The organism is Desulfobulbus sp. (genome assembly GCF_030824455.1).
In the GTDB taxonomy this organism is placed as follows: domain Bacteria; phylum Desulfobacterota; class Desulfobulbia; order Desulfobulbales; family Desulfobulbaceae; genus Desulfobulbus.
On record NZ_JAVBXR010000114.1, the window covers coordinates 1 to 25,966 of the forward strand.

Annotated in this window: 18 protein-coding genes; 15 read left to right on the forward strand and 3 right to left on the reverse strand. The window is 60.9% G+C overall.

Translation table 11 applies throughout. The features are described from left to right. Both RCH93_RS14860 and RCH93_RS14865 read left to right on the forward strand, forming a co-directional pair. A partial coding sequence (locus tag RCH93_RS14860) for an acetate--CoA ligase family protein (protein WP_306549203.1) occupies positions 1-2,122 on the forward strand: 2,122 nt, incomplete at its 5' end. After that, positions 2,122-3,165 carry a DUF4424 family protein gene (locus RCH93_RS14865; RefSeq protein ID WP_306549204.1) on the forward strand — a complete coding sequence of 348 codons (1,044 nt, stop codon included), beginning with the start codon at positions 2,122-2,124 and terminating at the stop codon, positions 3,163-3,165. The genes RCH93_RS14860 and RCH93_RS14865, both read left to right, overlap by 1 nt. Positions 3,166-3,177: 12 nt before the next feature. Here the strand turns inward: RCH93_RS14865 and RCH93_RS14870 are convergent, their stop codons facing one another. Continuing rightward, the gene (locus tag RCH93_RS14870; protein ID WP_306549205.1) at positions 3,178-6,474 is read right to left on the reverse strand and encodes a PAS domain S-box protein; all 3,297 of its coding nucleotides are present in this window, start codon (positions 6,472-6,474) and stop codon (positions 3,178-3,180) included. Between the two features lie 387 nt (positions 6,475-6,861). Between RCH93_RS14870 and RCH93_RS14875 the strand changes: the two genes are divergently transcribed. From RCH93_RS14875 to RCH93_RS14935, 13 genes are all read left to right on the forward strand, one after another. Beyond that, on the forward strand, positions 6,862-9,747 hold the full coding sequence (locus RCH93_RS14875) for an EAL domain-containing protein (protein WP_306549206.1): 2,886 nt from the start codon (positions 6,862-6,864) through the stop codon (positions 9,745-9,747). A 184-nt stretch (positions 9,748-9,931) separates the two neighbouring features. Then, the gene (locus tag RCH93_RS14880; protein ID WP_306549207.1) at positions 9,932-13,126 is read left to right on the forward strand and encodes a hypothetical protein; all 3,195 of its coding nucleotides are present in this window, start codon (positions 9,932-9,934) and stop codon (positions 13,124-13,126) included. Positions 13,127-13,284: 158 nt separating this feature from the next. After that, on the forward strand, positions 13,285-13,770 hold the full coding sequence (locus tag RCH93_RS14885) for an Rrf2 family transcriptional regulator (RefSeq protein WP_306549208.1): 486 nt from the start codon (positions 13,285-13,287) through the stop codon (positions 13,768-13,770). After that, positions 13,767-14,039 carry a DUF4492 domain-containing protein gene (locus RCH93_RS14890; protein WP_306549209.1) on the forward strand — a complete coding sequence of 91 codons (273 nt, stop codon included), beginning with the start codon at positions 13,767-13,769 and terminating at the stop codon, positions 14,037-14,039. Before RCH93_RS14885 ends, RCH93_RS14890 begins: the two co-directional genes overlap by 4 nt. Then, the gene (locus RCH93_RS14895) at positions 14,036-15,574 is read left to right on the forward strand and encodes a cytochrome ubiquinol oxidase subunit I (RefSeq protein WP_306549210.1); all 1,539 of its coding nucleotides are present in this window, start codon (positions 14,036-14,038) and stop codon (positions 15,572-15,574) included. Before RCH93_RS14890 ends, RCH93_RS14895 begins: the two co-directional genes overlap by 4 nt. 1 nt (position 15,575) lies before the next feature. After that, a complete protein-coding gene (locus RCH93_RS14900; RefSeq protein WP_306549211.1) occupies positions 15,576-16,727 on the forward strand; it encodes a cytochrome d ubiquinol oxidase subunit II in 1,152 nt (383 codons plus the stop codon). Between the two features lie 450 nt (positions 16,728-17,177). Beyond that, complete coding sequence (locus tag RCH93_RS14905; RefSeq protein WP_306549212.1) at positions 17,178-18,380, forward strand: branched-chain amino acid ABC transporter substrate-binding protein; 1,203 nt, start codon at positions 17,178-17,180, stop codon at positions 18,378-18,380. 247 nt (positions 18,381-18,627) lie between these two features. After that, entirely contained in the window at positions 18,628-19,629 is a 1,002-nt protein-coding gene (locus tag RCH93_RS14910) for a branched-chain amino acid ABC transporter permease (protein ID WP_373693305.1), read from the forward strand. A gap of 11 nt (positions 19,630-19,640) precedes the next feature. After that, positions 19,641-20,987 carry a hypothetical protein gene (locus tag RCH93_RS14915; RefSeq protein WP_306549214.1) on the forward strand — a complete coding sequence of 449 codons (1,347 nt, stop codon included), beginning with the start codon at positions 19,641-19,643 and terminating at the stop codon, positions 20,985-20,987. 7 nt (positions 20,988-20,994) lie between these two features. Then, positions 20,995-21,786 (forward strand): ABC transporter ATP-binding protein, encoded by a 792-nt coding sequence (locus tag RCH93_RS14920; protein ID WP_306549215.1) that lies wholly within the window; start codon positions 20,995-20,997, stop codon positions 21,784-21,786. Further along, positions 21,786-22,499 (forward strand): ABC transporter ATP-binding protein, encoded by a 714-nt coding sequence (locus RCH93_RS14925; RefSeq protein WP_306549216.1) that lies wholly within the window; start codon positions 21,786-21,788, stop codon positions 22,497-22,499. The genes RCH93_RS14920 and RCH93_RS14925 overlap by 1 nt, the downstream gene beginning before the upstream one ends. Positions 22,500-22,819: 320 nt before the next feature. After that, a complete protein-coding gene (locus RCH93_RS14930; RefSeq protein ID WP_306549217.1) occupies positions 22,820-24,217 on the forward strand; it encodes a TolC family protein in 1,398 nt (465 codons plus the stop codon). Then, entirely contained in the window at positions 24,214-24,642 is a 429-nt protein-coding gene (locus tag RCH93_RS14935) for a thioesterase family protein (RefSeq protein ID WP_306549218.1), read from the forward strand. The genes RCH93_RS14930 and RCH93_RS14935 overlap by 4 nt, the downstream gene beginning before the upstream one ends. 10 nt (positions 24,643-24,652) lie before the next feature. On the opposite strand, the gene RCH93_RS14940 is transcribed toward RCH93_RS14935, so the two are convergent. Beyond that, a complete protein-coding gene (locus RCH93_RS14940) occupies positions 24,653-25,150 on the reverse strand; it encodes a TlpA disulfide reductase family protein (RefSeq protein ID WP_306549219.1) in 498 nt (165 codons plus the stop codon). A 52-nt stretch (positions 25,151-25,202) separates the two neighbouring features. After that, entirely contained in the window at positions 25,203-25,901 is a 699-nt protein-coding gene (locus RCH93_RS14945; RefSeq protein ID WP_306549220.1) for a cytochrome c biogenesis protein CcdA, read from the reverse strand. Between the last annotated feature and the right edge of the window lie 65 nt (positions 25,902-25,966).

A 25,966-nucleotide genomic window follows, 5' to 3' on the forward strand; every position in this document is an offset into this window, starting at 1 on the left:
CCCTGCCTCCCTTGCCGTCTACGGTCTCTCCTCCAAGCCCCACAACACCCCGCGCATCATTGTCGACAACTGTTTGCGCTGGGGTTTTCGCGGCCGCCTGTTTGGCGTCAATCCGGCCGCCGAGGAAACCGACGTCGGCGGCGTCCGGATCTATCGCAGCGCCGGCGATCTGCCGATCATCCCCGAACTGGCGGTGCTGCTGATTCCGGCCCGCTACGTGCCCCAGGCGGTGGAAGACTGCGGCCGGGCGGGCGTCAAACGGCTGGCGGTGCAGGCCGGCGGCTTCAACGAATCCAGCGAGGACGGCCAGGCCCTGGCGGCCCAGTTGCTGACGGCGGCCAAACGCCACAACATCCGCTTCGTCGGCCCCAACGGCCTGACCCTGGCCGACACCGCAAGCGGCCTGTGCCTGCCCTTTGTCCCCTCCTTTCCAATCAAACGCGGCGGCTTTTCGCTCATTACCCAGAGCGGCGGCCTGGGGCTGTTTCTCTGGAATCTGCTGGAGAGCGAGCAGGTGGGCTTGGCCAAATTCGCCAGCATCGGCAACAAGCTCGACTTTGACGAATGCGATTTCCTCGAATACCTGGGCACAGACCCGGCCACCCAGGTGATCAGCCTCTACCTCGAAAACATCGGCAACGGCAAACGGCTGGTTGAACTGGCCCAGCGGATCGACAAACCGGTGATCGTCTACAAGGCCAACACCACCACCGCCGGCAAACGGGCGGCAATGAGCCACACCGCTTCGCTTGGCAACGACGAGGGGGTGATCGACGCCGCCTTTGACCGGGCCGGGATTATCCGCATCGACGATTTCCGCGACTTCGTCGCCACCGCCAAGGCCTTTGCCCTGCCGCCGATGCGCGGCAAGCGGATCATGGCCATGAGTCCGGCCGGCGGCCTGGGCGTGGCCATGGCCGATCTCTGCGAGCGCCAGGGATTCGCCTTTGCCGATCCGGGCCCGGCCTTTTACCAGGAATTGGCCGGAGTGGCCAACGCCGGGATCATCCGGCTCAACAACCCGCTGGACATGGGCGACCTCTACCAGATCGACAAATATCCCCAGATCTTCAGCCATGTGCTGGCAAACGACCAGGTCGACGGCGCGATCTACGCCAGCCAGTGGCCGCGGATGCCCGCAGGCGGCGGCGACGTGTTCACCGCCATGTTCAACACCGACCTCTCCCTGGCCCTCACCGGGGCGATTCGCTCCGCCGACAAACCCCTGGCCCTGGTGCTGTACGGCGACGGGCCGACCCTGGCCGCCATGAAACAGCAGTGGCCGCTGCCGATTTTCAACGGCCCGGAAGAAGCTGTCCTCGCGTTGCGCCGGCAGATGACCTTCCATGGCCGCAAAGCGGCGGGCCCCTTTCAACCGGACCAGGCGGCCAGCCATCTCCGACCTGAAGCGGCGCAGGCCTGGCTGCGCGAACACTGCGGCGGGAACGGTGTGATTGGCGAGGAAACCCTGGAACTGCTCGGGACCTACGGCCTGGCCAGCCCACCCACCGCCCTGGCGCGCACCCCCGAGGAAGCCGGGGAAATGGCGGCGCGCATCGGTTTTCCGGTGGCGCTCAAGGTGGTTTCCCCGGATGCGGTGCACAAGACCGAGGCCGGCGGAGTGCTGCTCGGCGTCTGCTCGCAGGAGGAGGCGGTGCAGGGGTTTGATCGGATACGGGACAATCTGGCGCGTCACCAAGCAGGCGCCAAGTTGGACGGCGTGCGCGTTGCGGCCATGGCCCTGGACGGCCACGACCTGTTCATCGGCGGCCTTCAGGACCCTGCCTTTGGACCGGTGGTTTTTTTTGGCGGCGGCGGCGTGTTGCTGGAGCTGTTCCAGGATGTGGAACGGGTGCTGTGCCCCTCATCGCGCGGCGAAATCCGCACTCGGCTGGAGCGACTCAAGGTTTGGCGTGTTTTGGCGGGATTGCGCGGGCGGCCTGCGGTTGATCCCGAACCCTTTATCCAAACCGTTGCCAACCTGGCCCGGTTGCTGAGTGATTTTCCGGAGGTCGTCGAGCTGGACGTCAATCCGGTGCGGGTGCTGGAGAGTGGGGAGGTTTTGGCCCTGGACGCCCGGATGCGGGTTGTCCCGGAAACTGCCGAGAGGAGGACGCGGTGATGAAAAAATCCATACTGCTGGCGCTTGGGCTGCTGCTGACGCCGCTTGCATGCGCAGCCAACGACGGATTTGGTGGTTTGAGCGCCACCGGCCTGCAATTTCAACAAAACGCCAGCGTCCGCATGGTGTCAGAGGATCTGTTCCTCAGCCCCAGTCAGGTGCGGGTGACCTACCTGTTCCGCAATCAGGGAGCGACCGAAACCCGGGGCGAGATCATCTTCCCTCTGCCGCCGATCTCCCTGGCCGGGCTGGTCGAATCCGGATTCGCCCTGCCCGAGGAAAGCCTGCGCCGCGACAATCTGGTTGATTTCATTGCCAGGGTCGACGGCAAACAGATCGAAGTCCGCAGCGAGAGCATTGCGGTGCTGGAACCGCCGTATGACCAACCCCGCAAGGCATCAGCCGTTTACGACGCGCCCGGCCAGGACGTCACCGGACTGCTCCGGGAGCTTGGCGTCCCTCTGTCGCTGAACGTCGATCAAGTGCGGGCCGCCCTGGCCAGCCTGCCGCAAACGGCAAAGGACCAATTGAAAGCCAAAGGGCTGGCCGATTTTTACGAGGGCGAACCGCCCCTTCCCGCCTGGTCAATCATTGTCCGCTACCATTGGCCGCAAACCTTTGCCCCAGGCCGAGACGTCAAAATCGAACACAGCTACAATCCGGCCCCTCCCGGCGGCATCTTTGTCTGGCCGGCGGGGAGCAATCCGCTTGACCCGTACCAGCAGCAACTGGTCGACACTTACTGCATCGACGCCGGAACCCGCAAGGCGCTGGCCAAGCGGCTGCACCGACCAAACGCCGGCGACTTGGCCGGAACCGGCACGGCCATCCTGCTGGATTATGTACTGACCACGGCCAACACCTGGCATGGGCCCATCGGCGCCTTCCGCCTGACCATTGACAAGGGCAAGCCGGACAACGTGCTGTCGCTGTGCGTTGAAGGGATTCGCAAAACCGGCGCTACCACCTTTGTGGTCGAAAAACAGGACTTCACCCCCACCCGGGATCTGCGCCTGCTGATCGTCTCCGGCCTGGAACCATAAGGACCAACCCGGTCAGGACGCCAGCACTTCCCGCACCTTGGCTGCCAGGCTCTTGGGGGCAAAGGGTTTCTGGATGAAATTGACGCCCTGATCGAGCACGCCCCGGGAAGCGATCACGTTTTCGGTGTAGCCGGACATATACAGCACCTTGAGCCCCGGCCGCAGCTGCAGCGCCTGTTTGTACAGCGCCTTGCCGTTCATCTCCGGCATCACCACGTCGGTGAGCAACAGGCCCAACGGGCCGACGTGAGCCTTGATCAGCTCCAAACACTGCGCGCCGCTCGCCGCCTCCAGCACCGTATACCCGCGACGGTTGAGGACGTCCACGGTCAGCTGCCGGACCATGTCGTTGTCCTCCACCACCATCACCGCTCCGCCGGTCGGGGTGTGCTCCTCATCCTCCGCAACCTCAACCGGTTGCGGCGCAAGCGGCGATGCCGCCGCCGGCAGGTAGATTTTGAAGGTCGTGCCCTGATCCGGCTCGCTGTACACCCAGATGTGGCCGCCGTGCTGTTTGACGATGCCGTAGGCCGTGGCCAGCCCCAATCCCGTGCCCTTGCCCTTTTCCTTGGTGGTGAAGAAGGGAGCAAAGATCTGCTCGCGCACCTCCTCGCTCATGCCGCACCCGGTGTCGGAGACCGTCAACTGGACATAGGGACCGGGCAGGACGTCGGCATGACTGTCCGCATACTCCTGGTCCAGAACGACCGCCGCAGTTTCGATCACAATCCGCCCGCCCTCGGGCATGGCGTCCTGGGCGTTGACCACCAGATTCATAATCACCTGCTCGATCTGGCCGGTGTCGACCCGAACCGTCGGCAACGCCGGGGCGGCGACCATCTCGATGCCAATGTCCTCGCGCACGGTGCGCCGCAGCAGGTGGGCAAAACCAGCGGCCACCTCGTTCAAATCCACGGTCTCGACCACCAGGGTCTGTTTGCGGCCATAGGCCAGGAGCTGGCGCACCAGATCCCTGGCCCGGACGCCGGCCTGGATGATGTACTGCACATACTTGCGCCGGTCGTCGGTTTCCGGCAGGTCCATCAGCAGCACATCGCTGTAGCCAAGGATAGGGCTGAGCAGATTGTTGAGATCATGCGCCACGCCGCCGGCCAGACGACCAACCGACTCCAGTTTCTGCGCCTGCAGCAACTGCTCCTGCAGCCGTTCCCGCTTCTCTTCGGCCTGCTTGCGGTCGGTGACGTCGTGGACAATGGAATAGATCCGGTTTTCCCCTGCCACCTGCAGGGGACCGGAATAGACTTCCACATCCCGAACCGAGCCGTCGGCCCGCCGATGCTTGAATTCAAAGCTGTTTTTCAGGCCGCTCTGCACGCTGGCCAAAGCCGCCGCGATTTCCTCGGGCGACAAGGTGTTGATCTCGCTGATGCGCTTGCCCAGCAAGGCTTCACGGCTCCAGCCGTAGTAGCGGACAGCCGCTGGGTTGGCGTCGACCACCATGCCGCTTTCGGGATCCACCAGCAGCATCACGGCATGATTGCTCTGAAACAGACTCCGGTAGCGGGATTCGCTCTCGCGGATGGCCGCCTCTATCCGTCTCTGCTCGGTGATGTCGTGAATCACGCCGAAAATCTTGTTTTCACCCGGATTGTATTCCGCCTGGGAGCGGATCTCCACCAGGGCGCCGTCGGTGGGCCGGCGGATGCGAAATTCCATGTCATAGGGTTCGTGGTCGCGCACCAGCGCCTTCAAGGCCCGATTCAGCGCCGGACGATATTCGGCCAGGGGCAGGGTCTGCACCTCCTCGATGGTCCAGGTTTCTTCGCTGAGACCGTAGATGCGGCGCGCCGAGGGCGAGGCCCACACCGTGCGGGTCTTGAAATCAAACTCCCAACAGCCCATGCCGGCCATCTCCTCAGCGCGTTGCAGCAGATGGGTGAGGCGTCTGAGCGCCGCCTCCGCCCGACGCTCTTCGGTTTGGTCGCGGAACACCAGCACCGCGCCGGTGATCTGCTGCTGGTCGTCAAAGATCGGCGCGCCGCTGTCGGCAATCGGAAATTCAACGCCGCCGGGGGTGATCAGGCTGGTGTGGTTGGCCAGCCCAACCACAATGCCCTCGCGCAGCACCCGGTTGACCGGGTTTTCCACCGGCAAACGGCTGTCTTCATTGACAATGACAAAGACCTCTTCCACCGGACGGCCGCAGGCCTCGGCCTGGGACCAGCCGGTAAGCACCTCGGCCACCGGATTAAGCAATTTGACCCGGCCGTCGCGGTCGCAGGCGATCACGCCGTCGCCAACGCTCATCAAGGTGGTGCGGTATCGGGCCTCGGATTCGCGACGTTCGGCCTCCGCCTGGAACGCGGCCTGATAGTGTTTTTTGCCGTACCGCTGCCAGATCACGCCCAGGCCGGCGGTTAAACAAAGGCCAACCGCCAAGGTCAGGCCGATGATGTACCAGGCCTGCAGCCGCCAGTCGGCCAGGGCCTCGGCGGCGTCGATTTTAGTGACCATGAACCAGGAGGAATCGGGAATGGCTGTGGTCAGGGCGATCACCTCCTCGCCGCGATAATCGCGCCCGTCGGCCAGGCCATGTTTCCCCGCCACTGCCATGGCCGCCGGCAATTCGGCATTGACCGCCGGGATGCGCAGGCGCAGGGCCGTATCCCGACGATGACGCAATTCATTGAGAAACAGCACGTCGTTGCCGTCCCGGCGAACCAGCAGGGTTTCAGCGGTTCGGCTCTCCACCGGCCAGCTCTGGATCATCGGATAGAGAAAACCGGCGGCGTTGCTCCGCAGCACGAGGCAGCCAACCGCGCTCCCGGGGTGGTCGCCGGCAGCAAAAATCGGGGCAAAGGCGCTCATGTGCGGCGGCTCGTTTGGGTGGGATTGATGCAGATCGGACAAGGCCGGGCGACCTGCGCGCATCGCCTGCGCAAAGGCGGCGCGCGTCTCTGGGGCCAGGGCTTCTTTGTTTCCGGAAAGGCTGAGCCGCACCACGCCTGTAGTGTCGAGCAACTGGAGATCGCTATACCCGTAGTGTTGCTGCAATCCGCTCCACCAGGCGAGGATCTGCGCGGTTGCCGCCGGATCGGGAGCGGCGAACCAGCGGGTCAGGGTCCCGGCGACAAACGGATTGCCCGCAATCGCCTCGGCGTCGGTGAGCAATTCCTTTCGCCAGCCGACGATCTGATTGCTTTTCAGCTGGGCAATGCTCTGCAACTGGCTGTCCAGATGCTGGCGATGCTGCCGTTCCTGGCTGCGGAAAAACCAGGCGCCGCCGGTCAGCACCAGAAGCAACAGGGCGATAAAGGCGGCAAGCAATCCGCGGGGAAGGGTTGTCATGGCTCCGATACTCCTTTGGCCCTGAAATAATGGATAGAATAAAGCTTCTCGCCCAGCATCGGGACAAGCGTTTTCCCCGGCGACTCTTCGCGCCCGCAAAACAACAGCCAAAAATTACAAAAAATATTGAGATTACAGAACTATACCATGCCTGTCAAACCCTTTTTGACCGCCTGACCGACACGCCTCTCCGACCAGAACGCCCAACCTTCGGGAAGTTGCAGAGGTTCGCGGGAGATTGCGCGGCGCCCCTGGCGGTTTGCCTTGAAAATTCCCTTTTGCGTCTCTCCCAGAGTGCGATACACTACCCGACAGGTGAAAATTTCCTTTGCCGGCGTGCGCGCACTCCGGACAACGTCGAATTTTGTGCGCCCGAGACAACCTCACATGACAAGTCCACGCCTCGCAACCGTGTTGCAGCGTTTGCATCACTGGTCCATCGGCAAAAAAATTTTTATCGGCAACCTCCTGCTGCTGATCGCGCCTCTGCTTGTCGTTTTCTCGCTCATCCTCCACTACGCCTTCACCCGATTGAACGCCACCATCGAAGAAGGCATGGAGGCCGCGGGATCGTCCATCGTCGACATGATCGAACTGTCGGTCAACGCCTCGATCTACGACTACCTCCGGGCAGTGGCTGAGAAAAACCTGCAGATTGTCGAAAGCTACCACAAAAAACAACTGGCTGGCGAACTGAGCGAACAGGAGGCCCAACAGGCGGTCGCCGCCATCTTCCGGCCCCAGCAGATCGGCCGTTCCGGCTACATCTACGCCCTCAACTCGCAGGGCGTGCCGCAGATTCATCCGATCAGCGAACTGGAAGGCAAACCGCTCCTCCAGTTGGCCGCCTACAGCCAGTCCTGGCCGTTCATCCGCGAGCAGATGCAACGCAAGACCGGCTACCTCGAATACTTGTGGAAAAATCCGGGCGAGGCCGCACCGCACCCCAAGGCGCTGTACATGGTCTATTTCAAGCCCTGGGACTGGATTGTCTCCGCCTGCTGCTATCGGGAGGAATTCCAGAGCATCGTTGATTTCGAGGCTATCAAAGCGCGCATCGCCGCCTTTCGCTACGGCGCCTCCGGTTACGCCGTCATCCTCACCGAAAAGGGCGTACTGCTGGCCCACCCGCATATCAGCGACGTCGACAAACCCGCCTATACGGCACAGCTGAACGCCCTCATTCAGGCCGCCGGCACGCGGCGGGTGATCCAATACCTGTGGAAAAACCCAGGGGACAAAGAGGCGCGGGAAAAAATCCTCTACTATAAACGGATACCCCAGTTCGGATTGATCGTCGGGGTGGCGGCATACAAATCCGAGGTGTACGCCGGCTTCCTCTCCACCCGAACGGTGGTGGTCCTGGTGAGCTTGGCCGGGGCGCTGCTCTCCATTGGGGCGGCGTTTTTCATCAGCCGGCTGCTGGCAGCGCCGCTGCGGCAATTTGCCAAACAGCTCGAATTGCCGGATCAAACCGGGGGCGGGGACGGCGGATGCGACGATCAATGCGAGACGGCCTTTCTCATCAGCCGATTTCAACACTACCTGGCACAAATCCACCAGGCCAACAACAAACTCAAACTCGAGATCAACAGCCGCAAGAGCGCTGAGAACTTCCTCCAAATCTACAAACAGATCTTTGACAACGCCACCGAGGGCATCATCCTGACCGACGCCGGCGGCAAGATCCTCGCGGTCAACGACGCCTTTACCACCATCACCGGCTTTGAAGCGCACGAGGCCATTGGCAAAAACCCGCGCCTCCTCAAATCCGACCGGCACGACGCCGATTTTTTCCGCCAGATGTGGCAAAGCCTGACCGGCAAGGGCAGCTGGGAGGGCGAAATCTGGAATAAAAAGAAAGACGGCTCCATCTACCCGGAATGGCTGACCATCAACAGCATCCGCAACGAGCGCAAGGAGCCTCTCTATTATTTCGCCATGTTTTACGAAATCGGCGAGTTGAAGAAACGGGAAAAACAGATCGCCTTCATGGCCTATCACGACGCCCTCACCCGCCTGCCGAACCGGGCTCACCTTGAACACAAGCTGACCAAAACCATCCACGACGCCAAGGACAACAACCGTTTGTCGGCCATTTTCTTCATCGATCTCGACAACTTCAAAAACGTCAACGACGTGTTCGGCCATCATCAGGGCGACGATTTGCTGCGTCAGTTCAGCCAGCGACTGGCGGCGCTCCTCGGCGGCAGCGACACCCTCTGCCGCATTGGCAGCGACGAATTCGTGCTGCTCATGGAGAACATCGACAACGAATCCATTATCTACCTGATGGCCAACCGCATCCAGGCGATGCTGAAAAAGCCGTTCCTGCTCGAATTCAAAAAAATCTACGTCAACGCCAGCATCGGCATCTCCCTGTATCCGGGCGACGGCAACTCCGCCATGGAGCTGATCAGAAGCGCCGACATGGCCATGCACCGGGCCAAAGACGAGGGGAAAAACAAATACGTGCTGTTCACCAAGGGCATGCACGAGGAACTCTACGAAAAATTCCGCACCGAAAACGGCATCCGCTTTGGCTTGCTGCACCGGGAATTCGTGGTCTATTACCAGCCCAAGGTCAACATCGGCACCCGCAAAACCGCCTCCCTGGAAGCGCTGATCCGCTGGAACAAGGGCGGCAGGCTGATCAGCCCCGGCTTTTTTATTCCCATTGCCGAAGAATCGAGCCTGATCGACGACATCTGCCTGTTCGTGATGGAAGAGACCTGCGCCTTTCAGGCCACCATGAAAAAACAGCAGGTGGCTGTCCCGATCAGCGTCAACATCTCGCCGCGCCAGTTCCACAACGCCGATTTTGTGGACATTGTCGAAGACCTGCTCGGCCGCTACCAGGTTGAAACCCATTTTCTCGAATTCGAGATCACCGAAACAACCGCGATGAAGGACGTCGAGCACACCCTGACGATCATGCACCGCTTGCGCGCGCTCGGCATTCTCTTCTCCATCGACGATTTCGGCACCGGCTATTCGTCGTTGGGCTATCTCAACAAAATGCCGGTCAACACCTTGAAAATCGACAAACAATTTGTCGACGACCTGGACGTCAACGGCGGCATCGTCGCCACCATCATCGCCATCAGCCGGCAGATGCACCTCAACGTCGTGGCCGAGGGCGTTGAAACCGAAGAACAACTGCTTGGCCTAGCCGCCATGGGCTGCGACGAGGCCCAGGGGTATTACTTCTCCCGACCTGTCTCCGGCGAAGACATCCTGCAGTATCTCCTCACCGAACGCGCCCAATCCTGAACGCCTGCGGCGGGTCGTTGGGCTCGCCTCCGGGCAGGTCTTTTGCCGCCGGACGCGCAAGCCTCTTTCTCTTTTTGCAATTTTGCCTATAATGGCCGCTTTGAGGCGAGGCCAACCGAACCGACCGGCCGCCAAGGCGGTCGCGCCTCCCGGAGCCCCCCATTCCCTTCACGGAGCGTCGCCCATGAGTCAACGCCCTGCGCGGCTGTTTTTTGACCGCAACGACTACAAATTGCTCAGCATCGTCAACGACGTCCTCAAACGCGGCGCCCGCCCGCAATCGCTGAGCTCGCTGATGGCGCCACACATGCACCCCCACGGCATCAAGGAGATGGCCGCCCCCAGCGGCCTGCGCATCGCCTACGCCATCGTCAGCCTGCTCGGCTCGCTGGAGGCGGGCAAGGCCCACGACCGGATCGCCGCCCTGCGCAGCCTACGCGAGGAGGTGTTCAGCTCCGCCACCACCTTTTATCATAAAAACACCGCCCGAGTGTTGATGCAGATCATGAAGGAGTTGGTGCGCTCCGAGGGCAACGAGTTGCGCCAGCTCAAGCTGGCCCATGACTTCCGCACCGTCTACACCGGCAAGCCCCGGATGGTGCGGGAGGAGCTGGCCAAATACCATCTCATTGAAATGCCGGAGGAATGGAATCAGTTCGCCTTTGACGACCATGTCCACGACGCCAACACCAAGGGCCGCAAATCGCCGACCCATTTGCTGATGGACGCCTGGATCAAGGGCATCCGCAAACTGACCGTGGTCTACTACAACCATGTCGAGCGCGAGGTGGTGGAGGAACTGCTTGAGGCCGGGGCCATCCTCGACATCCACGTCCGCATCGGCATCGAATTCTCCGCCCGGTTCCGCGACCGGTTCGTCCGCTTTATCTGGGAACTGGAAGGTTTTTTTGACGCTCACAACCTGCTGCAATTCCTCCAGGAGGATACGGTCCGCGAGATGATGGCCGAGGGGCGCCAGGTCAGTCTCTACCAGCAGCGCTATGTGTTCGACGTGCTCGAAGCGTTCAACTGCAAACACCGGCAAACCCTGGACCAGGAACTCGGCCTGGAGAGCGGCCCGTTGTCCGAGGCCGAATTCACCCGCTTTGTCGGCGCCGGCCAGCCCTCGCTGCTCCATCTGGCCAAGTGCATCCAGAACCGCTACCATGCCCTGCTGGACGCCCAGGTTCTGGCGATCCACGAACACCACCGGGGCGACTCCAAAAAACGGGAGGAGTTGCTGCTGGAATGCTCGCGCAAGATGCAGCTGCTTGGCCTAGAACGACTGATCGACCAGTTTTTGCTGCCCCTGCGCAATCCCGAGCTGCATGACCCCACCGTGCCCCACGACCAGGGAACGCCGCCGCTGCTCCAACTGTCGCCGCCTGAACTGCTGGCCCGTCTGTCGTCGATGCATTCCAGTTCCCGCTTCACCCTCAACCTGAGCAACCTCTCGATCCAGGACACCCTGGAATTGCTCTACTTCTGCGAGGGCCGGATCACCCACATCGAATCCTTCAACCTCAAGGACGCCTCCCACGGCATGACCGCGCTGGCCTCGACCAAGGGCAGCGGCTTTGCCGGCGAGGCGGTGGACATCACCAGCCCGGCGCGTAATTATCAGCTGATCAACGTCCTGCAAAAGGCCCTCAACGAGGACAACGTCATCACCCTGAAACGGGCGATCCGCTCGATTATCTGGGATTTCGAGCGCACCCGCCTGCTGGTGGAACACCGCTGCGACGAACTTCGCAACAAGGCCGCAGCCGCCGAACCCCTCGCCAAATCGCGGGCCGAACTTGAGGCGATGAACCAGCGCAAAGCGGCCCTGCTGGACATCTTGGTCAACATCGAATCGTTTCACAACCACTACAACAAGCGCTACCTCGGCTCCCGCATCGGTTCCGGGTCAACCGGCCAATCGCAACTCCAGCACGGCATGGGTTTGGTGGCGATCGACACCCTGCCGCCGCGCGCCGCCCGCACCGTGCTGCGCGAACATCACAGCGGTCAGCGCAAACTCATCCCGGTGACGGCGCGGATGATCAGCCACCACCACGTAAGCGGTTGCGAGCCGGTCTCGGCGCCCTGGCGCAAACGGCTGCTGGCCCACATTCCAGGGTTGCGGCGCGACAACGGGCGCCACTGGAACGACTGGACCTTGGATAGGTTCGAGATTCATCCCGGCGTTGACGGCAACATCGCCACCCTGGGCGGGGTCCGCCGCATTCCCAACGTCGAGATCCATCCAGATCTGAAAAAAAACAACGAAAAAATCGGTCGGCCGCTGCGCTATCTCAACACCCATCTGCTCAACACCCTCAAGGTCGCGGCCGGTTTCATCCCGGCTTTTTTGACCTTCAGCCTGACCAAGGACTGGTGGGTGCTGGCCTATTTCGGCGCCTTTATCTGGTTTGGCATCACCGGGGTGCGCAACATCATTCAATCGATTCTCGGCGGCGGCGGCCTCAAACGTTCGCCGCTCCTGCCCTGGAATTCGCTGGTCAGCTGGAGCCGCATCGCCGACTCGCTTTTTTACACCGGATTTTCCGTGCCGTTGCTCGATTATCTGGTCAAAACCCTGCTCATGCAGCAGCATCTGGGCGTCACCACCTCAACCAGCCCGCTGGCGCTCTACTCGGTGATGGCGCTCGCCAACGGCGTCTACATCTCCACCCACAACCTGCTGCGCGGCCTGCCCCGCAGCGCCGTAATCGGCAATTTTTTCCGCTCGATTCTCTCCATTCCCCTGGCCATTCTGTTCAACGATTGCCTGGCCGGGGCGCTGCACCTGGCCATGGTTCCCGGGGTTGAGGAAGGCTTGCAGAAATGGGCGGCGGTGATTTCCAAGCTGGCCTCGGATTGCGTGGCTGGAGTGATCGAAGGCCTGGCGGATCGGCAGAACAACATCCGCATCCGGCTGGTCGATTATCAGGAAAAGATTTCCCAGATGTTTTCGGTCTTTGCTCGCCTGGACGTGTTGTTCCCGGAAGAGGACGTCCTCGACATGCTCCAATCGCCCAAGAACTTGATTGCCGCCATTGGCGAAGACGCCCAGGATTTGAAAAAGGTGTTTATTGTCAACGCCCTGGACCTGATGTACATCTGGATGTACAAACCCCGGGCGCGCAGGGCCCTGCAGCAGATCGTCGTTGCCATGTCCACTGAGGAGTGGCTGATTTTCTACCGCTCGCAATTGGTGCTGAAGCGCAATCGGGAAATCAGCCAGGTGTTTGTCGACGGTCTGGTCGGCCGCAACTTTGCCAAGGCCCTGTCCTTTTATCTGGACCGATCCGACGCCTACCTCTACGACATGGTGAAAATGGGCATGCTGCGGGAAAAACTGCAAAAAAAGCAAGGCTTCGCCCCCACCGCCTGACGCTCGACCGCCCGGCCTCGCAGGGCCGATTGCCAGGCGTTCCGCTCCCACAGCGCGCCTTTGCCGGCGGCGAAAAACTCCAGCTTGGTGTTGACAGCCCGGATCAAATAAAATATATGAGACCTTATTGATCCTATTTACCCTTTGAGGGGCTAAGCATGCGTTTAACCCGGGCCGCCGAATACGCCATCCGCTGTGTGATTTACCTGTCCAGGCAAGGTCAGTCCGTCCTGACCAGTCGTCAGGAGATTGCCGAACAGGCCGACATCCCCGCCCATTTCCTCGCTAAAATCGCCCAGGATCTGGCCAAGGCCGGCCTGATTGAAATCCGCCAGGGGGCGCGGGGCGGCTTTCTCCTTAGCAAAAACCCGGCCGACGTCACCCTGCTGGAGGTGGTGGAAACCATGATCGGCGAAATCTCCCTCAACGACTGCGTCGCCAGGCCCTCCGGGTGCAAAATCAGCCCCTGCTGCTCGGTGCACCGGGTCTGGCTGGACGCCCGCGACCAGCTGCGCGACAGCCTGCGCCGGGTCAGTTTCGACCAACTGATCGCCGACGCCTCCTGTTTTCCCTCCTATCCCAAGGCCTTGCTGGAAACGGAAGGGCTGGAAACGCCGCTCTCGGCGCGAAACGATTTGCAATGAACGGTCCGCCCGAACATCGCCCGCCGCTGTTGCTGCGAATCTACCAGTTCTACCGCGACGGCTTCCGCCAGATGACCGTCGGCCGCACCCTGTGGAAAATTATCTTCATAAAATTGTTTATTATGTTTGCAGTCTTGAAATTTTTCTTCTTTCCTGATTTCCTGGCTACGACCTTTTCAACCGATGCGCAACGGGCAGACCATGTGATCGACCAACTGACGCAATCCGCCCAAGGATATACCAACCCCGTCAAAGGAGAACGACTATGATTGAAAACCTGGACCTCGGCATGGTCAACTGGGCACGGGCGCAGTTTGCCCTGACCGCCATGTACCACTGGATTTTTGTGCCGCTCACCCTCGGCATCACCTGGATCATTGCCTTTTATCACTCGATCTATGTGAAAACCGGCAACGAGGAGTGGAAGCGGCTGACCAAATTCTGGATGAAGCTGTTCGGCGTCAACTTCGCCATTGGCGTGGCCACCGGCATTATCATGGAGTTCGAGTTCGGCACCAACTGGTCCAACTACTCCTGGATGGTCGGCGACATCTTTGGCGCGCCGCTGGCGATTGAAGGCATTTTTGCCTTCTTCCTTGAGGCCACCTTTTTTGCGGTGATGTTTTTCGGCTGGAACCGGGTTTCCAAGGGCTTTCACCTCTTCTCCACCTGGATGGTGGCGGTCGGCTCCAACCTGTCGGCGGTGTGGATCCTGGTGGCCAACGCCTGGATGCAGCACCCGGTGGGCCAGGCCTTCAACCCCGACACCGCCCGTTTTGAGATGCAAAACTTCGCCGAGGTCGCCTTCTCGCCCTACGCGATCAACAAATTCACCCACGCCACCAGCTCTTCCATGCTGATGGCCGCTTTCTTCGTCATCTCGATCTCTTCCTGGTATCTGCTGCGCGGTCGGCACATCGTCATGGCCAAGCGCTCGATTGTGGTGGCCGCGACCCTGGGACTGCTGGCCTCGGTGTTCACCATCTTCAACGGCGACGAATCAGCCTATGAGATCGCCCAGGTGCAGCCGATGAAACTGGCCGCCTTCGAGGGCCTCTACGAGGGCCAGACCAACGCCGGCCTGGTGGCCATCGGCCTGATCAATCGTGATAAAAAGGTCTACGACCAGCAGGAGCCGTTCATCGGCTTTAACGTCCACATCCCGGGCCTGCTGTCCCTGATGGCCAACCGGTCCTTTGGCTCCTTTGTGCCCGGCATGAAGGATCTGGTCTACGGCAACGCCGAGCACAACATTCTGGGCGCGGTGCAGAAGATGGAGCGGGGCAAGAAGGCCGTGGCCAGTCTGGACGCCTACAAGCAGGCGAAAAAGGCCGACGACAAGGCTGCGGCCGACGTGCATCTCGCCTCCTTCAACGAGTACAAGGAATTTCTCGGCTACGGCTACCTCAACAAACCCGAAGAGGCGGTTCCGCCGGTGGCGCTTTCGTTCAACGCCTTCCACGTCATGGTCATTCTCGGTTCGCTCTTCCCGCTGATATTCCTGGGCTATCTCTACTTTTCCTACAAGGGCAACCTGGCGGAGAAGAAATGGCTGCTGGGACTGGGGACCATCACCTATCTCCTGGGTATCATGGCCTCTCAGGCCGGCTGGATTGTGGCCGAGGTCGGACGCCAGCCCTGGTCGATCCAGGATCTGCTGCCCACCACCATCGCCCGCACCAACCTGACCGCCAGCACGGTGCAGACCACCTTTTTCATGTTCCTGGCGCTGTTCACCCTGCTGTTGATCGCTGAGATCAGCATCATGGTCAAGCAGATCAACATCGGACCGGAGGAAAATTAAAATGATAGAACAACTGGATTACAAAACCCTGCAGCACCTCTGGTGGCTGATCTGTTCGGTGGTTGGCGCCCTGTTTCTGTTTCTCACCTTTGTCCAGGGCGGGCAGAGCCTGCTGTGGCAGGTGGCCAAGACCCCGACCGAAAAAGACCTGATCATCAACTCGCTCGGCCGCAAATGGGAGATGACCTTCACCACCCTGGTGCTGTTCGGCGGGGCGCTGTTCGCCTCCTTTCCCAAATTTTACTCGACCTCCTTTGGCGGCGCCTACTGGGTGTGGATTCTGATCCTGTTCACCTTCATCGTCCAGGCGGTCAGCTACGAGTTCCGCAAAAAACCGTGGAACATCTACGGCAGCCTGGTGTATGAGGGCTTGCTCTTCATCAACGGCGTGGTCGGCGTCCTGCTGATCGGCGCGGCGGTCGGCACCTTCTACACCGGCTCCAACTTTCAGCTCGACGCCAGCAACTTCGTCACCTGGACCAGTCCCCTGCGGGGCCTGGAGGCGGCGCTCAGCCCCTCGGTTTCCTCCATCTTCAACATCGCCATGGGCCTCTTTCTGGTGTTCAACTCCCGCACCCTGGGCGCCATGTATCTGATCAACAACCTCGAACTCGGCGAGATCCCGGAGATGGAAACCCGGCTGCGCAAGGCCTGCTGGCAGAATCTAATCCTCTCCCTGCCCTTCTGTCTGCTGATCGTCGCCTCGCTCTTGTTCATGCGCGGTTACGGCATTGTCGACGCCCAGGGCACGATTGAAATCGTCAGCTTCAAATACCTCCGCAATCTGCTGGCCAACCCCTGGATGCTCGGGCTGTTGCTGGCCGGACTGGGCCTGCTGATCTACGGCGTCTGGAAGACCGCCAAAACCACCGAGACCTGCGGCATCTGGTACGGCGGTCTCGGCACGGTGCTGGTCGGGTTGACGGTGCTGATGCTGCCGGCCTACAACAACACCGCCTTTTATCCCTCCAAGGTGGATTTGCAGTCCAGCCTGACCATCTACAACGCCTCGTCAAGCCCTTACACGCTGAAGGTGATGACCTACGTGGCCCTGGGCATTCCCTTTGTGCTCGCCTACGTGGCCTACGTCTGGTGGGCCATGAACCGGACCAAAATCAAAATCGAGGACACCGGCGACCGGGCGGCCTACTGAACCAAGACTACGCATTGTTCTTGCGTCCGAGGCGGTTTGCGCCGCCTCGGACGACCTCTCACCGTTTACCTAAAGGAGCCTACCATGAGCCTGTTTATATCGTTTGCCTGGGTGGCCGTGCTTGCCGCGTCCTACTTCCTGGCCGTTCGCTTGTTGAAAAAAACCGACCTCTACTGAATCCTCCCCCTGCGAGTTGATCGACCCAGCGCCGCCGGACAAGAAAACGCTTGACGAAACAGCGACAATGTAGGACTGATGTCCCGCCCGAGCCGTTGCCGCGCAAGCAGAGCCTGCCGGCCGGCGACGCTGCCTTTCGAAACAAATATGTAGCATCTTTTTTTCAAGTATGCCATTTATGACAAACCCTCCGGCCTCCCCGCGGAGACCGGAGATCCATGCCGCAGGCGCGCGCGCCCAACGCTGATTGTCTTTATCCAAGGAGGAAAAAGTATGCCCAAACAGATGTTCTCGCTGTGCTCGCTGCTGGCCGTGGCCGGCATGACCTTGGCCCTTTGCGCCCCGTCGGCCTTTGCCGCCGACGGCAAGTCGATCAAGATCGCCACCCAATCGCCTCTTTCCGGCGATCAATCGGTTGTGGGCGTGGACATCAAGCGCGGCGCCGAAATGGCGCTGGAGCAATTTGGCAAGCCCCTGGCCGACATGGGGTTCAAGGTCGAACTGGCCCCGTTTGACGATCAGGCCAATCCCGACACCGGCGTGGCCAACGCCAAACGCATCGTGTCCGACCCCTCCATTCTGGCCGTGGTCGGCCATTACAACTCAGGCGTCCAGATTCCTTCCTCCGAGGTCTACCACACCTCCGGCCTGGCCAACGTCTCGCCGGCCAACACCAATCCCAAGGTCACCACCCGCGGTTATGCGGAAATCAACCGCATAGTCGGCCGCGACGACGTGCAAGGCCTGGTGGGCGCCGACTTCGCCGGCAGTCACGGCGTCAAGAGCGTGTTCGTTGTCCACGACAAAACCGCCTATGGCCAGGGCATTGCCGAATTCTTCAAAAAACGGGCCGAAGAGAAGGGCCTCAAAGTGCTCGGCTTTGAAGGCACGGAAGAAAAGGCCAATTTTGACGCCCTGCTCTCACCGGTGATTGCCGGCAACCCTGACCTGGTCTACTTCGGCGGCATGACCTTTCAGGCCGCAGTGCTCTTCCGGCAGGCGCGGGAACGCGGTTATCAAGGCATGTTCATGAGCGACGACGGCTTTGACTCCTCCGACGCCACCAAGATTGCCGGGCAAACCCTGCTCGACGGCGCCGGCACCTATTACTCCACGGTTTCCGGACCGGCCTCGGTCTATCCAGGCACAGCCAAGTTCATCCAGGATTTCAAGGCCAAGTACAACGCCGATCCCCAGCCGTTCGCAGCCCAGGGTTTTGACTCCATGGCCATCTGCCTGAAGGCGATCGAGAATGCGGCCAAAGCCAAAAAAGACGGCGTGCCCAGCCGGGCGGAAGTGGCCCAGGCCATCCGCGCCATCAAAGATTTTCCCGGCATCACCGGCACTTTCAGCTTCAACGCCATCGGCGACCCCACCGTGGCCCAATATTTCGTGATCAAGGTCAATTCGCCGGATCCCGCCAAATGGAGCGCCAACTCCGTGGTTGAGACCCTCAACATCGCGCCGCCGAAATAAGGCTTCCTCAGGCATGACGCTTCCGGTCCTTCACGCAAGGGCCGGAAGTTTTTTTTTAGCGCAGGGAGCGCTTATGAAACACTTTCTTTCCGCCATCAACGTCCGCGAGTTGTTGCGCCCTCTGGGCCAACTGCTCCTCTTTTCCTTGGGCAGCGCGGTTGTCCTTTCCGCCATTGTCCTGACCCTGGCCCTGGTCCTCGACCAGACCACGGTCGGCCAGCACCTGCATGGCCGCTACAACGTGTCCCTGTACACCTACACCCTGGTCAACCTGCCCCAGGTGGTCATCGACGGGCTGACCATCGGATTCGTCTACGCCGCCATTGCCCTGGGCTACACCATGGTCTACGGGGTGCTCGAATTCATCAATTTCGCCCACAGCGAGATCTTCGCCGTCGGGGCCTTTGTCGGCGTCGAAATCCTGATTGCGCTCGACAACACCGGCATCCTGCGCGGCGCATCTCTGGGCATGGCCTACGCCTACCTGATTTTTGCCATCGTCATGGGCATGGCGGCCGCCGGCGCCCTGGCGGTGACTGTTGAGCGCATCGCCTACCGCCCGCTGCGCGGCGCGCCGCGTCTGGTGCCCCTGATCTCGGCCATCGGCGTCTCCTTTCTGCTCCAGGACGTCATCCGGCTGGTCGAGGGGCTGACCACCGGCCAGTTCAACCGCATCATGCCGACCTTCGGCAATTTTGACCAGCGCCTGAACCTGGGACGCTTCGCCCTCGGCGAGGCCAACATCGCGCTCGGCATCTCGGTCAAATCGATTATCGTCATCACCTCCGCCGTGCTGATGCTGGTCGGCCTCAACTATCTGGTCAACGCCACCCGTATCGGCAAGGCGATCCGCGCCGTAGCCCAGGACCGCCCCACAGCCAGCCTGATGGGCATCAACGTCAACCGCATCATCTCCCTGACCTTCCTGGTCGGCGGCCTGCTCGGCGGCGCCGCCGGCGTGCTCTACGCCCTCAAATTCACCCGCATCGACGCCTTTGTCGGCTTTTTCCCCGGCCTCAAGGCCTTTACCGCCGCCGTGCTCGGCGGCATCGGCAACCTGACCGGGGCCCTGTTGGGCGGCATCGTGCTTGGCATGCTGGAAACCTTTGCCGGCTCGTACCTGGGCGTGTTCACCATGGGCGCGGCCGGCTCGGAATACAAAGACATCTTTGCCTTCTCCATTCTGATCATCGTGCTCATCTTCCGCCCCCAGGGGCTGATGGGCGAAAACGTCGGCCAGAAGGCCTGAGAGGAGCAGCCATGACAACCCCTTTCAGCACCCTGCTCCTCCGCACCCTTAACAAAGGCGTTCTCCCCTACCTGTTGATTCTTGTCCACATCGCTCTGGGTAGTGCTCTGGTGTACACGGCGCCGCGTTCCAACCTCGCCTTTCTGGTCCTGATCAGTTCCTTGTTCACGCTCTACGTCCTCAAAGCCGACAACCGGTTCAAACTGATTGCCGGCGCGATCCTAGCCCTGCTGATCATCCCGGTGATCGGGGTGCGCAACATCTTTTATCTTGAGGTCATCTTCCAGATCAGCGTCTTTGCCGCCCTGGCCCTGGGCTTGAACATCGTGGTCGGCTTTGCCGGCCTGCTCGATCTGGGCTATGTCGCCTTTTATGCGGTGGGCGCCTATCTCTGGGCTTTCTTTGGCTCCCAGCAATACTTTGTGCTCCCCTTTGCACCCGGCACCCAGCCCTCGGATCTGCCTTTTCTTCTGCCCGGCGACGCCTTTTACCTCTTTCTGTTCATCGCAATCATTGTCGCCGCCCTGACCGGCATTCTCCTGGGCCTGCCGGTGCTGCGGCTGCGCGGCGACTACTTGGCCATCGTTACCCTCGGTTTCGGCGAGGTGATTCGCGTCCTGGCCAACAATCTGGACAAACCGCTCAATTTCACCAACGGCCCCCAGGGCATCACCCCCATCCAACGGCCCACCATGCCCGATTGGGCGGTCCAGGGGTTCAATGATCTGTTCGGCCCCTTGATTGGCCATACCGTCAGTCCGGCCGACATGTACAATCTCTATTTCTACCTGCTGGCCTTGCTGGTGATCATTGTCATTATTTTCGTCACCCGCCGGCTGGACGATTCCAAAATCGGACGCGCCTGGACTGCGGTGCGCGAAGACGAAACCGCCGCGATTGCCATGGGCGTGCCCCTGGTGCGGATGAAACTGGCGGCCTTTGCCGTCGGCGCCTCCTTTGCCGGGGTCATGGGCGTGCTGCTGGCCGCCAGCCGCACCTTTATCAGCCCGGAATCCTTCTCCTTCATGCAGTCCATCGGCGTCCTATCGATGGTCATCCTCGGCGGCTCGGGGTCCATTGCCGGCGTGATTCTCGGCGCGGCGGTGGTGACCATCCTCAATCTCCAGGTGCTCCAGGGTTTCTCGCTCTACCTCAGCGAGTTGCGCCAGAGCGAGGCCATTATCCCAATCATCAACTTTGCCTGGAGAGATCTCTCCACCCAGCTGGACCCGGCCAAGTATCAGCGTCTGCTGTTTGGCCTGATCCTCATTCTGATGATGATTTTCCGCCCGGCCGGCCTGATTCCCGCCAAACGCCGCAAACGCAAGCTCGCCGACGACCAGCCGGCGGCGGAGTGAGGCAGCCATGGCCCTTCTGGAAACCATCAACCTCGTCAAATCCTTTGGCGGCCTGACCGCCGTCAACCGGGTCAATTTTCAACTGGAAGCCGGACGGATCGTCAGCATCATCGGCCCCAACGGCGCCGGCAAGACCACCTTGTTCAACACCCTGACCGGCATCTACCAGCCCGACCAGGGCCAGATCAATTTCAACGGCTCCTCGCTGGTCGGCCTGCGGCCCGATCAGATCGCCGCCCGCGGCATGGCCCGCACCTTCCAAAACATCCGCCTGTTCGGCGAGATGACCGTGATCGAGAACATCCTAGTCGGCATGCACGCCCACCTCAAACAATCGCCGCTGCAGGCCCTGCTCCGCCTGCCTGCGTTCAGGCGCGAGGAACGGGAATCGGAACATAAGGCGGTTGAACTGATGCACTATGTCGGCCTCTCCGGGGTGGGCAACGAACTGGCCAAAAATCTGCCCTACGGCGCCCAGCGGCGCCTGGAAATCGCCCGCGCCCTGGCCGCCGATCCCCTGCTGCTCCTGCTCGACGAACCGGCGGCGGGCATGAACCCCCAGGAAACCGAAGAGGTGACCCACCTGTTCCGCCACATCCGCGACCACAAGGGCATCACCATCCTGTTGATAGAACACGACATGCGGGTGGTAATGAACATCTCCGAGCAGATCTGCGTCATGGATTACGGCGAGAAGATTGCTGAAGGCACGCCGGCGGAAATCCGAGCCAACACGCGGGTGATCGAGGCCTACCTGGGCCGCGGCGCCGTGGCCGGACAACATGAGGAACAGCGCTGATGAGTTTGTTGAGTCTGACCGACGTCCACAGTTATTACGGCCACATCCACGCCCTGAAAGGCGTTTCGCTCACGGTGGAGCAAGGCGAGATCGTCACCCTGATCGGCTCCAACGGCGCCGGCAAGAGCACGACCCTGCGCACCATCTCGGGCATGATGCGCCCCCGCCAGGGACAGATCCAGTTTGCGGGCCGCGAAATCTCCCGGATGGAGCCGCATGCCGTGGTACTCGACGGCCTCGGCCATGTGCCCGAAGGTCGCGGCATTTTCCCCAAGCTGACCGTGCGCGAAAACCTGGAAATGGGGGCGTTCACGGTCAATGACCCGGTTGCCGTCCGCGAGCGGATGGACTACGGCTTTGAACTCTTTCCCCGACTCAAGGAACGGCTCGGCCAGTACGGCGGCACCCTGTCCGGCGGCGAGCAGCAGATGCTGGCCATTGCCCGGGGCCTGATGATGAATCCCAGCCTGCTGATGCTCGACGAGCCTTCCATGGGCCTGGCGCCGGTGCTGGTGGAACTGATCTTCGACATCGTCAAGATCCTCAACGACAAAGGAACCACCATTCTCCTGGTGGAGCAAAACGCCCTGATGGCCCTGTCCGTCGCCCACCGCGGCTATGTCCTGCAAAACGGCGAAATTGTCGTCAGCGACACCGCCGCCAACCTCCGCAGCAACGAGTCGGTGCAAAAGGCCTATCTGGGCATGAGTTAACGCCGCGCTGTTCGCTGCGAACACCTGGGTGTCTCCTCTTGCCGGCAAACGGCGCAGGCCTGCGGCCGCCTATTGCTTTACCTCGCCCCCATGTGCCGGCGACTCTTTTGCCGCTCCCCGCCTCTCTTTTCCGTGTAACCCCTGCCGGAGTGGTTTATAGTGCCGGTGCTGGTTGTGGCGCGTTTCTTTTGAAGAAAACAGCGGCGAGAATCTCGCCCGCGCGCAACAAAACGGCCACGCCCTGACCACCTGCCTGCCATGCAGATACAGGCAACGACAGACGACTACAGACACCACAAGGTTGAGAAACCGGAGGATATATGCAACGAATACTGAGGGGATGCGTACTGCTGTTGTGCTGCCTGGGGGCGATGGCCCATGCAGGCGAAGAACAAGGGGGCGGCGTTGATCTGGCCAAGATCAAGGTGCTTGACCTGCGAACCGCCCAATCCATTGCCCTGATCGGCAATCCCGACATGGCGGCCGCCCAGGCGCGAATCGAGCAAGCCCGCGCCAGGGTTAGCCAGGCAGCGGCAGCCTGGCTGCCGAGTTTGGATGTGAGCGGGGCCGGAGCCCGCCAGCGGCTCTCCGACACCAGCTATCAATACAACCAGTCCCTCGCCAGCAAACTGGGGGGATCCGCGGACCAGACCAGTGAAAACTACAGCGCCAGCCTGCAGGCCACCTGGGTGCTGTTCGACGGTTTTTACCGCAGTTTTAAAGAGCAGCAGGCAAAATACGGCGAACAATCGGCAGGCGCGGCCCTGAGCGACAGCCGGCGGCTTTTGGTCACCTCGGTTGCCGAAGCCTTTCTCAACGCCCAACTGGCCCAGACCTACATCGACATTGCCCGCGCCGACGAAACCTTTTACACCCGCCAGTTGCAAGACGCCCAGAATCGCTACGACGTCGGCGCCGGTCCCTGGGGCGACGTGCTCAACATCAAGGTCCAGGTCAACTCGGCCAAAACCAGCCTGATCCGGTCGCAGCGGGAATTCGAGGCGGCCGGTTACGGTCTGGCGGCCCTGATGGGGCTTCCCGAGGCCGCCTTCCCCAGCACGCTCCGCTTGGAATCGCTGGACAAAGAAGCCGCCGCCATCGCAGTGCCCAAGGAGAACGTGGAGTTGCTGATCAAAGAAGCGCTGGCGACGCGCCCCGACATCCACCGTTTGGAAATGACGATCAAGCAGGCCGAAGCCGCAACCGGCATGGCCAAGGCCCCGTTTTACCCCAAAGTGCAGGTGGGCGGCGCGCTTGAAGGAGCGAAAACAGACGACATGGGGCTTGCCGAGGAGGATTTTGGCAACACCGTGGGGATGAACATGAGTTGGAATCTGTATGCGGGCGGGGCCGACAAAGCGCGCCTGATGGAGGCAGAGCAGGCGAAACGGGAAGCAGTGTTCACCCTGGCGGGTCTGCGCATTTCAGTGACGTCCGAGATCCGCCAGTACGTCGCCATGCTGATCGCAGCCGAGGAACAGGTGCGCCTGCAACGGGACACGGTGCAACTGGTGCAGGAAAACCGCGATCTGGCTCAAAACGAATATGAGGCGGGCGAGTCCTCGCTGGTTCGGCTCAACGAGGCCCAACGCGACCTGATCACCACCCATGGGCGCCTGGCCCAGGCCCTGGTTTCTGCGCAACTGCAAAAGCAACGCCTGCTCTCGGCCACCGGTCGAAATTTGGCAACGCTTGATCGCCCGACCGCAAAACCATGATCGACGGGGTCGGCACTATAGATCTGGTGGTGCCGAAGACCGCCATCGACGTCAACGGCCACGTCAACAACGTCCAGTACGTGCAGTGGATGCAGGAGGCGGCCATGGCGCATTCGGCCGCGCGGGGCTGGCCCACGAAACGGTTTCTCGCCCTCGGACGGACCTGGATCATCCGCTCGCACACTATCGAATATTTCCACTCCGCCTATGCCGGGGAGGCCATCCGCATCCTGACCTGGGTGGCGGATTTTCAAAAAATCCGCTCCCTGCGCAAATACAAATTCTATCGCCCAGCCGACGGCGTCCTGCTCGCCGCCGCCGCAACCCTGTTCATATTCTGCGATCTGCAGACAGGCCGGCCGGTCACCATTCCCAAGGAAGTGCAGCAGGCCTATCCGATCATCGCCCCCGCCGACGAGCCGTGATCCCGTCGCCTCAATCCGCCGTCAGCAGGGCAAAATTGGCCTCGGAGATGTCCGGCGCGGAAAAATTGCGAAAGCGGATCACCCCGTGCTTGTCGGCAATAATGATGGTCGGCACCCCCAACAACTGATACTGCTCGCTCACCACGCCCGACCCGTCGAAAAAGGCCGGGTAGTTCATGCCCGTTTTTTGCGCAAAGGCCTGGGCCCGCTCAACCGAGTCGTTGTATCCCACATTGACGGCGACAAAATCCATGCCCCGATCTCGAAATTTAGCCACCAACTGATTGATCTTCGGCACCTCGGTCTTGCAGGTTGGACACCAGGAGGCCCAAAAAATCAGCATGATTGGTTTATTGCCGATGGTCTGTTGCAGATCAAAGGGCTGCCCGGCAAGATCGACGCCCTTGAAGGGGATCAAACGCTGCCCCTCCTGGGTGGCCATCAGGGAGCAGGGAAGGAACAAAAGCATGGCGACAAGCAACAGGGTTTTCAGCAGTTTTCTGCCCATGAGCGTTCTCGAGGGTAAAGGTTCAGTCGTCAACGTCTGCGCCGGGTGATCGTCAAAAAAACAGCGAACCGGCCTTGATGAAAAAATATTGGGCCAATCCCAGCATCAACAGCCCCATGCCCTTTTTAATCATCGCCATCCAGGCCCCGGAACGAGGCATGGAGGAGAGCATGCTGGAAAATGTGCCCACGCCAAGCAGCAACGCGCCCATGCCCAGGGAAAACACAAACAGCAGCAACCCGCCAGCCGCCAGACTTCGGGTGGAGGCGGTGTAGGCCAGCAGGGTTCCCAGCACCGGGGTGGTGCAGGGGCCGGCCACCAGGGCCGACGAGATGCCGGCGAGAAAGATGCCGGTGATCCCCAAACGCTGCGCGCCCCATCTGCCGGCAAAGGTGGGCAGTTGAAAGACGTCAAGCATGCTCAGGGCAAAGAGCAAAATGACGTTGCCCACCAGGATAAAGGTCCAGGGATTGCTGTTGATTGCGCCGAAAAACCGACCGGTGGCGGCGGCAAACATGCCAAGTGCGGCATAGGTCAGGGCCATGCCGACCACATAGGTGAGGGACAGGAAAAACCCGCGCCGCTTGGAGCCGCCGATATTGGCGTGGCCAATGACCCCGGCGGTGATGGGGATCATCGGATAGACGCAGGGCGTCAGGCTGGCAAAGACCCCGCCGATAAAGGCGATGACCAGGGAGGCCAGCAGTGAGGACTGCAAATAGGTGTCGAATTGGCTGAGCAGGATGTCCATAATTGATTGGCCATTACTTGTTGAGAGAGTTTCTCAAAGATAACCAGCGCGCCAAGGATGTAAAG